Raw genomic sequence first — 10,608 nt, 5'->3', positions numbered from 1 at the left:
TGACGCTGTACTGGCCGTTCGACTCCTGGGAGCAGCTCCTCGACTTCATGCACGAGGCCCTGGAGCCCGCGACGCCGCCGCCTACTGGCCGCGCCGCTGCGCCAGGGCGGCAAATTTAGAATTGCTGATGGCGAATATGGAGACTTGAAGCCTGAGCACGTAGCTGCTTCAATGAGGCCCCGGCCAATTGGCCGGGGAGATTCCTGGTATTAATGTCTGCTTCAACTATATCCTGGAGCTTCAATGAGGCCCCGGCCAATTGGCCGGGGAGATGTTCCGTTTGTGACCATTTGCTCTGCGAGAGACGCGCTTCAATGAGGCCCCGGCCAATTGGCCGGGGAGATGCGACGGCGCTTCGGGACCGGCTGCGCAGCGAGCTGGCTTCAATGAGGCCCCGGCCAATTGGCCGGGGAGATCCGTCATGCTCGTTGACGGCGAGCTGGCGCTTAATGCTTCAATGAGGCCCCGGCCAATTGGCCGGGGAGATGTCTCGCGCCGCCGGGCGCGCATCGAGCGCAAACGCGGCTTCAATGAGGCCCCGGCCAATTGGCCGGGGAGATCCGTTCACGCACGAGTATGAAAGCCTCAATGATGGGGCTTCAATGAGGCCCCGGCCAATTGGCCGGGGAGATTGCGCACTGCGCACTGCGCACTTCCCCCAGTCATATGCTTCAATGAGGCCCCGGCCAATTGGCCGGGGAGATGGACGCGCAGGTTGGGGCGGGCGGGGGCGTCGGCGACGCTTCAATGAGGCCCCGGCCAATTGGCCGGGGAGATCCCACCTCAACGAATCAACCAGCGCTGATGACCCGCGCTTCAATGAGGCCCCGGCCAATTGGCCGGGGAGATGGCTTGGCTGTCCTTGCAGCAACCGCGCGCATTTTGCCATGGTTTGCGAGCGGTCGGGCCGACGGCGTGCATCGACCCCCGTCACCATGAGTGACCCTCTAAAGAGGCTATCACAACATCCAGATTTTTAAAGAGCGAGTCGTCGCGAGCGCTGCGCAGGGTTCTGTTGCCACTCTAGCGCTCGCGATGGAGCGGCGGGGGTCTGTGCGGACGGCGCCTCCGGCGCCGTAGGGTCCGCAGTTACCCGGTGACCCTACACGATGATGGGCGCTTGCTCGACGGGTGTGAAGTCGGCTTTCCCGAGGCTGATGACGTTCGGGCTGACATGGTCGGCGTTGCCGAAGTCCAGGAGCAGGACGTGGTCTTCGCTGTGGTGGATGATGCCGTCGATCAGGCTGACCAGCTCGGCGTGCTGCTGGCGGGTGAGGCGGCACTGGAACACGGAGAGCTGGACCCATTCGCCATAGCCCTTCATGAGCGTGAAGATGCGCCGCCAGCGGCGTTGGTCGGAGATATCGTAGGCAACGATGTAGAGGCGTTGGTCCATGTCGGCTCGCCCTGTCTGCGTGGGGGGGAGGCTCGCGTGGTGCTGGCTGCTGGATGCTGGGGCGGGTCGGTCAGCGCGGCGTGAACTGTGGGAAGTGATCCAGCTCCCCGAGCAGATGACGGGCGAAGAGCCGGGCCTGGACCTCCAGTAGGCGCCGATAGCTCAGCCGGTAGCCGAGCAAGGGGTGCGTCACCTCTTGGGACAAGCGGCGCTCAAAGGTGGCGATAAAGCGCTTACGCCCGTCCGGATGCAAGGACACGCTGCCGGCGGCTTGGATGAAGTCCGTCGGCCGAACTTCGCCGTTGTTGATGGCTTGGATCACGGCGGAGTCGGCGATCAGTGGCCGGAAGGGCTCCATCATGTCCAGCGACAGGGCGGGGCGGCCGTAGCGCGGCTGGTGATAGAAGCCGAGGTACGGGTCGAAGCCGACCGCGGACAGGGTATTGGTCCATGTACGCGTCAGCAGGGCATAGGCATAGGACAACAACGCGTTGATCGGGTCCGTCGGTGGGCGGCGGTTGCGCTTGTGGAAGTCGAAGCTCGGTACCGGGGCGTCCGCCGGCGGCTTGATGAGGTTCGCGAACTCGCCGAAATAGCGGGCGGCAGCGCTGCCTTCCACGCCGAGCAGCGCCGATAGATCGGCCGCCTTTTGTGCGCGGCGAACGTCGCCGTTCAGGTCCTCCAGGAGCGCAGGCGGTGCGCCGTCGGCGCTCTTCCAGTTGCGGCGCAACAGGGTGCGGGCGTTCCTGATCTTCGCTTCGACAAGGGTCTTGGCCAGGCGCAGGCAGAAGGCCTGGTCGTCGGCTGCGCGGAACTGCGCACGCCGCAGCTCAATGTTTTTGTGGCCGGTGCCGACCGTGTGGCCCATGAGCCAGCCACCAAAGCTGTGCCAGCTGATGGGGATGTTGCGCCGCATCAGCTCCTGCATCGCCGGCGTGGTTACATAGACATTGCCGAACAGTGCCAACTGCGATACGTCGATGAGGCGCGCCTCCTGCACTTTCTTGTCGTCGATGAAGACCTGCAACTGCTCGCCGGACTTGCTGACCTTGGCGTGCCAGGCCTGCACATACAGCGGCAGGCGTGTATCCAGTCCCACGGCGAGTGGACGGGGCGCGATGTCGGCACCGCGGAAGAAGGCGGTCTCGTCCGGCAAGCAGATACCCACCAGCGAGCAGCGCGGGCACTTGGGGCTGTCCTCCAGCGGTGCGGGGACGCGCCCACCGGTGGCGACGAAGCGCAGGCCGTCGATGGTCTGCTTGGTGAGCGCGTGCAGCTCGTCGTCAAAGGCGACACGCACCCGCTCGCGGCTGGCGGCGTAGTAGATGATGCCCTCGGTGCAGGTGTAGCCGTGCTCGGCCAGGATCAGGCCCTGCACGCACAGCTGGACCCGCTCCGGGTTGTAGACACCGCGATTGACATGCGGGCGCTTGCCGCGCTTGTAGTCCACCGGCGTGACCGTGCTGCCGGCGCCTTCGATGAGATCCATTCGCGCGATCAGCCCGAGCCGGTTCGACGACAGCTCGATGGAGCGGGCGTGGATCTTCTCGGCCTCGTCGTCGTCGCCGGTCTTGCCCTTGCTCTGCTCCGCCGGCGGCAGCTTACCGCCGGGCTTGTCGACGCGCCGATGCACCCAACGGCCCTGCACCGTGTCCGCGGAGTCGTCCCACTCGCCCTGAACCCATTCCAGATAGGCCAGCCGCGGGCAGTAGCAGTACTCGTTGATCATCCGCGCCGGCAGCAGCGGCAAGTCGCTGCGTAGCTCCGGGAAGGGGAGCTCAAGCTCGTGTTGGCCGGGTGCGTCGTCTCCCATGGGGTCCTCCTGCCGCTGTGCTTGTCGGTGTGTTCCTGCCGCTTCCTGAAGGCTCACCCGCGGCGCCCATGCTTGGTACGTGGTCCGCGGTCGCTACTCGTTGCGATACACGAAACGCAGTATAGTCGGGGATTTTGGGTACGGTGCTGAGGTGGGAGTCGGGGGCGCTGCGCGCGGGCTTATCGGATGATCTGGCGCAAGTACTCGCGTACCACGGCCTGCACATCCGTCAGATCCTGACTGACCAGCCCCGGCGATCCAGGATCGCAGCGCCAGCGGCGACGCCTGGCTGACGACCCCCAAAGCCGCGGAGGTCCGGGTAGTAGACACCGGCTTGGGACGAGGTTCTCGTCGTCGTAGGGAGCCATGACGCAGTTTCGTCATGCTGGGCGCGCAATCGAAAAATTACTGTAATACTGGTTCTGGGCAATACGGTCGCAGCGGAACACTTCTTCGATTCCCATCGCTCGCAGTGAGCTTCGCTTCGGATCGTCCCGGTTGTGGAGCTCCTTTAACGACAGCGCAGAGCGAATCACCTGTAAGGTCAGTGGTGGGGACCAGATCGGCCAAGTGAGCTGCCGTAGCCGGGCTTGATAGCGAAAGCCGGTTGTCAACGCTCTGTTGCTGACGGGCGCAACCGGGAACAGTCGCAGTGCTTCCAACGCGAGGCAATTCGCCGCGAGCATCGTCCGGGGACCGAACTTCTTGTTCGCCGTCGGGCTCGGGTCGTACCAGCGCAACGCATAGCGTTGGTCTTCCAAGGGATCCCAGCGGAGGCTGGACCCATCGTCAGCGTAATCCCAAGGCTGCAGCAATGTCCGTTCGATTGTCTCGGGAGTCGTATGCGCTTTGATTCTCGCGGCGTAGGCGAGCAAGCCCTGTCCGGCGCTGTCGCCGCTGCGAACCATCCGGAAGGTGGTGTCGGCGAACTGCCCGTTGTCTGCGTGCGCGTCGGTACCCAATGCGGCGAGCAGATCGACCTCGGCGCGGGTGTCCAATGAGGCTTGGGCGACTGCATCCGCCAGGTGCGCTCTGAAGCTTTCCAGCGGGTACGGAAGCTTCTTGTCGAGGGCGTAGACGTTGTCGGTCGCCGGGGAGTCATGGAGTAGGTCGGCAAGATGTGCGGATAGGTCCTGCCGGCTGACGGGCAACTCGTGCAGGATGGGCCGCCAGGCCGTTTCGAATGTCCGCCAAGACAGCCGGACGTCCGGGTGCTGCCGGCCCAGAACGACGACGGAGCCAAGGGCGGCGAGGAACCCCAAGGGGTTCGAGCCTTCGATACCGGTTAGCAGTATTTCCTTCATTGCTTACTCACATCGACGATTCGGAAAGTTGCTCACGCTCGCTGCGGCGGTGATCGGCCAAGCGCAGAATGGCTTCGAGCCAGGCAGCCCCCCACCACCCGTAACGGTGAACTTGGTCCCAGAACCGATCCGCTGTACCGGAGTCCATACGCTCCAAGCGGGTCGGGCCTTGATGGCTTAGGTGCACGCCGTGGAGCTCTGCTGTCATGGCCTCGTGCGGACCGGGGTCTTCGACCACTGGTGCAAAGGGACGGCAGCGTCCGTGATGGCTTGCGATCAGATGCAGAATCAAGCTGCGTGCGGGCTCTTCTCTCGGCAACAGGACGCTGCTGTCATCGGACAGCGCCAGTACGACGGAGTAAAGCTCGTGCCGGGCGCCCTTGGGATAGTCCGCAGCAGCGCGCGCGCGCTCCCAAGCGCGCTTGTCTCGGGGTAGAGTGATGGACTTTGCAAGTGGGCGATCCGGGTCGACGCCCCACGGGTTCCCGCCGACAAGTAGGCACTGGAACCTCGGGTCCAGCTTGCCCAAGTCGTGCATGAGGCCGGCGCGCTCCACTGCATCGGCAAGCGTCTCCGGCAGTGCGCAACCGGCGGCGAATCTCCGGGCGTAGCGGGCGACGCCTGGGAGATGCGCCTTCGGAAAATCAGCGGCTATGTCTCCGTCTGCGGGGAGCAAGGGCACGTCAACCGTACCCGAGGCAGCAGCATCGTCTTCGTCCGTGAACTGTTCCGCTTGGTCGGTGTAGTCGGCGAGGATCTTTCGGCTCAGCAACACCAGACCCGTCATGCTGGGGTGTCGCAGTACAATCGCTCTGAGCTTGGCTATTGTTTGATGGGCAAAGTGGCGGACTACGTCGCACAGCCACTGCTCCTCGATGTTGTCCGGATCGCGACCTGTCTCGATAAGCAGCGCGCGAAGATCGGCCAACAGTTCGTCCGGTTCCGCGTCCAGCCGACTGCCGGCCTGCTGCGCGAAGGCTTGCCAGCGCTCGCGCAGCCGCTTGTCTGTCAATGGCCAGTGCTCGATGAGGGCGGGATGGATGCGCAAGCTCGCTTTGGCCCGTGATCGCAGCGACGCCTCGTCGCCAAGGTCCAGGCGGGGTTTGCCGTCCTGGAAGTGCCTGAAGTCGCCGAGAGCGTCTTGGCCGCCAGTGTCCACGGGGATGACCAGCGTGTCGCCTGGACGCAGATCGCGCGGGTTTGCGACGAGCCCGGTCGTCTGTGCGCCGCTCGGATTATCCCCGCTGCCGGCGACCCACCGCACGACCGGCCGAACAATAGCGGTCGCATCCCTATGCTCATCGGCGGCATCGGGAGTCCCCTCGATGTCGGACGAGCCGTCGTCCCGCTCACCCAGGAGCCAGCGGCGCATCACGCCGATGGGAACCGGCAATGTCTCCGGCATCGCCGGCGGCACCTGGGAGAGCGTCTCGACGGATGTCTGGATCTCCGAGTCCGCATCCAGGCGGACGTCTGCACGCCAGCAGACGCGCACATCCGCGGCGATGCGCTCCGTACCGTGCAGAAAGAGCGCGGGCTCCGGTACCGGCACCGGCTCTGGACTGGTCTGCACCCAGGTGTCGAGGTGGCTTGGCAGCATGATTGGTGCATTGGGTGCCGGAGCAGAGACGGCGTTCTTTGCCGGGTCCTTCGGCAGTGCGTCCGCATCGAAATGGCGGATGCCAAAGTCGACAATGCCTTCCCCGTCCACCAGAGTGAGCAGCTCGCGCCAGGTTCCGCCGATGGCTAAGCCGTAGATCGGGTCCTCTGCGCCCGGCTTGACTTGGTCCGCTCGTCCGAGGATGACGGCCTTGGCGCCGAGCGGGCACCCGTCGGCATCGGTTCCTTCCATTGCACGGCCGGTGCGGTTCAGCCGTCCGATGCGCTGGCGCAGCGCGTCCAAGCTTGCACACTCGGTGACCAGTGCATCGAAGTCCAAGTCCGCGCCCACCTCCAAGGTTTGGGTTGCGACGACGAAAACGGGCGCCGACAATCGCCGTCGCTCGGCGCAGGCAGCTGCCAGCTGGCCGAGCTCGTCTACGACCACCGCATCCTTATCCAGTCCCCGCATGCGACCGGTGAGTAGCACGGCGCGCTGGCCTTCCTTCTGCTTGAGGCGGTGCCAGGTGTCCCGGGCAGTCGCCACCCGGTTGCAGAAGACGACCACCGCCTTGCGCGGACCGTCCGCCAGGGCCTCCGCATGTTCCGCCAGCGCGCGGGGGAGCTTGGTCGGTATGTCCTTCGGCTTCGCATTGAACTCCACGAGCCTTGCGGGCTTGCGGGCCAACTGGCGCTTGCCCAGCCGATGATTTGGATCGCTCGGCTCGTCCGACTCGTCCCGAAACACGTCCGTGGCGGTCTCGTCCGGCGGCGTTGCGGACAGCACCACTGCATGAAAAGGTGACCCGAGCGGCTGCTGCGCCCACGTGCGATAGCGCGCAACGGACCGCAGCGTTTGGAGGAAGGGTTTGGCGCAATGGGCCTCGTCCAGCAGGATCAGGCTGTCGTTGCCCGCGAGACCCGCGTACACCGGCCACATGCCCGGGCCCCGACCATAGGCCCGGAACAGCAGTCGGGAGCCGAACTGGTCTACGGTGGAGGCGATCACCATCGGCTGGATCGGGCTGCGCGCCCAGGCTTCCGAGCGGTACATGCCGCCTCGCAGCTCGAAGACCTGTAACGGATCGACAGTGTCGTGGCGATCTTCGGGTCCTTGCGCAAGCGACCGGAGGTGCTCTGCCACCTCCCCGAGGATGCCGGCAGCCGGCGCTCGCAGCACCGTCGCCAAACGCCGAGCGCGCTCGAACGCCTCGTCCACGATCACGCGCCGATCCACGACGAAGAAGATCCGGCGTGGGGATCTGATGCGCTGCTCGGTGCCGAGACGATGCGCTTGGGCAGCCAGCGCGAACACGGCGATATCGATGCAGGCGGTCTTGCCGGCGGCCGTCGCCAGGGCAATGGCCTGGGGCCAAGGTGCTTCGTCCTTGGTCAGCACCCGCTCCGCCAGCGCGCTTTGCCAGGCAAAGGGTGGATAGCCCCATACGGCCTCGAAGAACTCGCCGAAGCGGCTCGATAGCTCATCAGTCATTTGCCGCCTCCTTTGCCGGTCGCCGGCAGTCGTTCAGGGGCTTGCAGAAACCGTAGCCGCGGAACCGCCCGGCACCGACGGCGACGGGGCCCACCACCGGCTCGGCGAACTGAATGAATGCATGGGTGTGCTGCATGCGACCGCCGTCCGACTTACGGTGCAGGGACGAGAAGTCATTCGCCCTGGGCACCCCGCGATGCTTGGAGACGGGATGCAGCTCGACGGCGAGGGGCCGCGGCAGGCCGATGCGCTCGCAGGCCGTCTTGACGGATTCAGCCGCTTTCTGCCACTTGTCCGTGCCCTTGAAATGACGGTCCAGTACGATGGGCGTCACGCTGGCCCAGCGGCACGCACCGACACCCGCTGCAGTCCAGCTTTCGGGCCGGAGCGCCTGCGGTCTGCCGTCGCGCAGCTCCAGCTCGATCTCGGTCTCGAAGTGTCGGCCATCGAAAACCCTGATGCGCGGCGGCAGCCCGTCGCTGTCACGGCGGACCCAGGGCTTGAGCCAGCGCGCGGCCTCGGCTTGGTCCAGATCCCGCGGTAGGATCAAGGCGATGCCGAGCAAGTGGCCGTCGGCATGGGGTGCGCCAACGAATGGCAGGGGTGCGAATGCGAGGTGTGGCTGCTTGCTTGCGGACCGGTCGGCTCGATGCCCGGACAACCACTCGGGATAGTCGAAGTGTGCGCTCTGTTCATGGGACGGCTGGGTTTGGCTGTTGGCTCTGTCGGTTTGCTCGGCGCCCCGGGCGTCCGCAATATCCTTGAGGAGCGTGCAGCGCATCGCATCCATGAAACGCAGCGTGGCGTTGAGTGGCAGGCGCCCGCTCGCGATGGAGAACACCAACAGGCGCGGGTCGAAGACGGGCGCCGGGAGCCCGGGCGCTGTTGCTGGCGCGCGCTCGGCATACCCTTGCCACAGTCCGGGCTCGGGGCGTAGCGAGACGGGCTCGTCCGCGCCGAAATACTCCTCCAATTCTGCTTGCAGCATCTTTTTCTCCTTGCCTTTGGCTTGGCCGATGCGGTGCTGTAGCTCGCGGTACCCGATCACCGCGTCGCGATTGCAGCGTCGCCGCAGGTACTCAAGACGCCCGGGCGCCGGGATGCGCAGACGGCGCTGCGCGATGCCGTCGGTGGGGACCCAGCGGGCCTGAATCGCTTTGCGCGTTAGCCAAACCTGCACCAGGGATGCAGAGTGGCCGATGTTGGCTACCTTGGCCGCGAGTGTTTCCAAGCTTTCCGTATGCGCCCCGGGCTCGGCCGCCGGCCAAACCAGGTAAACAGTGGGCAGCAGGGGGACGGCTATTGGGAAATGCCGACCCTGTCGTCCGCGGTGCTCCGGCAGCAGTGACAGGCCGGCGTCCTTGAGCTTTGCCAGGCCGGTGGAGCTGGGCGCACGCTTCGATACTCGGCCGTCGTTGACGGGGACATAGCTCACCGGCTGACTCCCGCTGCTGCCTGTAGCACGGCGCCTGGCATCTGAGGCGTCCAGCTCGGGCGCCACCAGCTGCTGGAGCCATTCCAGTGCGGCGCCCTCGGCGGGATCCTCCCCGGTCTCGAACCAGGCGGCTGCCAGTGCCATGAAGACCCGGTCCGGGTGCGGCGGCCACTCGGCCTCTTCCTTGCGTGCGCCGTCCGCGGCCGCCATCGCCCACCCGTTGAGGTAACGGATGCCCAGGGCAAGCATCATTCGGCCCCTTCGCCTTCAGCCGCTGCCAGCTCTTGGCTGCGGCGCACCAGCTCGACGAGCTCCTCGGATGGCGTGAGCCGGATCTCGCCCTCCCAGGGCAGGCCGGCGGCACGAGCGGCTGCGACCGCCTCTTGCAGGAGTTCGGCGGCTTGGATCGGCGTGAGGCTGAAGCGCTCAGGCTCCGCCTCCGGGTCTGCCAGCAACTGCCAGGGCGCCGCGCCGGTCGGGAACAACTGGCATCGCGAGCGCAGGTCCGTCATCTGCTCATGGCCCAGCGTGGCCGCCGCGAGGCCGAGGGTTGCGAGCGCCGTACGCGCGGCGACGTCCGTATCCGGGTCGCTGTCGGGGCCGCCGTTGAGGGGGAAGCGCAGCCGGCGCAGGCAGGTGAGCGAGAGCACTGTGGTCTGCATCGCCTCAGAGATGGTGAAGCCGCCGGCGTCGATGCTGGGTGTTACGTTGCCGTGATTCGCTTCGGACGGCTTGCCGTCCTTGCCGAGCTTCTTGCCACCTGCCTTTGCGTCGAGGGTCCATTCCGGCTTGGTGCCGTCATCCGCTTTGCGGTGATGTAGCGGGCCGGAGCCGAGCATGATCTGCGCAGGGTCGATGCGGCTGCTGGTCTTGACGCCCGCCACTGCATCCAAGCCGACCATTTCCGAGACCAACGCGCGTTGGAACTTGGCGCCCAAGCCGCCGCGCGGACCGGTGGAATCCCAGAGCCCGAACACCAGCGCCGCCGGATTCAAGCCGAAGAGGCCGGTGGCGTTGCGGACATCCGCGTAGTCGAGGATGCGCCCTTTCTTGGAGTACCGGAACATGATCCCGTCCAGCAGGCTGTCCCGGAACAGGGCGTCGGCAACCCGGTGCGGTGCGTCCAGGCTCGTAACCGTGAATTGCTTCTTGAGGCCTGCCTGATCGAACCGCGTGGTCACCAAAGGCAGCTCGATCAGCCCGTCCCGGTGCGCGTCGAGGAGCGCTTGCTCCATACGGTTGGCCTGCGACTGCACCGAGTCCATTAGGACGCAGTCGAGGTCCCGGCCATCGATGTGCCGGGTCTCGGTGGCGTACTTGCCGCCCTCGTAGGTGGGCGGGAACACCTTGTCGCCGGGACCGCCGGCGGGCTGAAAACAGGTGACGCGCCGGAAGGCGGCGGCGCGATTGGTCAGGGCTGTGCGGATGACGTCGAGCGTCAGTGGACTGGTCATGACTCCTCCGTTATCGAGTCGTGGTTCCGTTCGGCATTGATGCCTCAGCCTGGGGTTTCGGCAGTTGACTGTCTGAGCTGATTATCAGGCGATGCCCTGTCAAAACGTGACAGGG

The 10,608-nt window shown here is 65.7% G+C and carries 6 protein-coding genes and 1 CRISPR repeat array; all 6 genes read right to left on the bottom strand.

Annotation, left to right across the window (positions count from 1 at the left end):
- Positions 1–165 precede the first annotated feature (165 nt).
- Positions 166–849: direct repeats of the CRISPR family, unit length 36 nt; unit sequence GCTTCAATGAGGCCCCGGCCAATTGGCCGGGGAGAT.
- Between the two features lie 253 nt (positions 850–1,102).
- Positions 1,103–1,396, bottom strand: coding sequence for a CRISPR-associated endonuclease Cas2 (gene cas2, locus CKO31_RS15990; RefSeq protein ID WP_200239451.1), 294 nt, complete (start codon positions 1,394–1,396; stop codon positions 1,103–1,105).
- 70 nt (positions 1,397–1,466) lie between these two features.
- Entirely contained in the window at positions 1,467–3,209 is a 1,743-nt protein-coding gene (cas4g/cas1g, locus tag CKO31_RS15985; RefSeq protein ID WP_200239450.1) for a CRISPR-associated endonuclease Cas4g/Cas1g, read from the bottom strand.
- A gap of 380 nt (positions 3,210–3,589) precedes the next feature.
- Positions 3,590–4,513, bottom strand: a complete 924-nt coding sequence (locus CKO31_RS15980) for a type I-G CRISPR-associated protein, Cas3-extension family (protein ID WP_200239448.1) — start codon at positions 4,511–4,513, stop codon at positions 3,590–3,592.
- Between the two features lie 7 nt (positions 4,514–4,520).
- Positions 4,521–7,604, bottom strand: coding sequence for a type I-G CRISPR-associated helicase/endonuclease Cas3g (gene cas3g / locus CKO31_RS15975; RefSeq protein WP_200239446.1), 3,084 nt, complete (start codon positions 7,602–7,604; stop codon positions 4,521–4,523).
- Entirely contained in the window at positions 7,597–9,291 is a 1,695-nt protein-coding gene (gene csb2, locus CKO31_RS15970) for a type I-G CRISPR-associated protein Csb2 (RefSeq protein WP_200239443.1), read from the bottom strand. Before csb2 ends, cas3g begins: the two co-directional genes overlap by 8 nt.
- Positions 9,288–10,493, bottom strand: coding sequence for a type I-G CRISPR-associated RAMP protein Csb1/Cas7g (cas7g, locus tag CKO31_RS15965; RefSeq protein ID WP_200239441.1), 1,206 nt, complete (start codon positions 10,491–10,493; stop codon positions 9,288–9,290). Before cas7g ends, csb2 begins: the two co-directional genes overlap by 4 nt.
- Between the last annotated feature and the right edge of the window lie 115 nt (positions 10,494–10,608).

Origin of the sequence: Thiohalocapsa halophila (assembly GCF_016583825.1) — a bacterium.
Lineage (GTDB): Bacteria > Pseudomonadota > Gammaproteobacteria > Chromatiales > Chromatiaceae > Thiohalocapsa > Thiohalocapsa halophila.
This window is presented reverse-complemented; position numbering and strand designations above follow the sequence as displayed.

Coding starts and splice junctions, on each gene's coding strand:
- cas2 (WP_200239451.1), bottom strand. CDS start 1,396: ATGGACCAACGCCTCTACATCGTTGCCTACGATATCTCCGACCAACGC.
- csb2 (WP_200239443.1), bottom strand. CDS start 9,291: ATGATGCTTGCCCTGGGCATCCGTTACCTCAACGGGTGGGCGATGGCG.
- CKO31_RS15980 (WP_200239448.1), bottom strand. CDS start 4,513: ATGAAGGAAATACTGCTAACCGGTATCGAAGGCTCGAACCCCTTGGGG.
- cas4g/cas1g (WP_200239450.1), bottom strand. CDS start 3,209: ATGGGAGACGACGCACCCGGCCAACACGAGCTTGAGCTCCCCTTCCCG.
- cas3g (WP_200239446.1), bottom strand. CDS start 7,604: ATGACTGATGAGCTATCGAGCCGCTTCGGCGAGTTCTTCGAGGCCGTA.
- cas7g (WP_200239441.1), bottom strand. CDS start 10,493: ATGACCAGTCCACTGACGCTCGACGTCATCCGCACAGCCCTGACCAAT.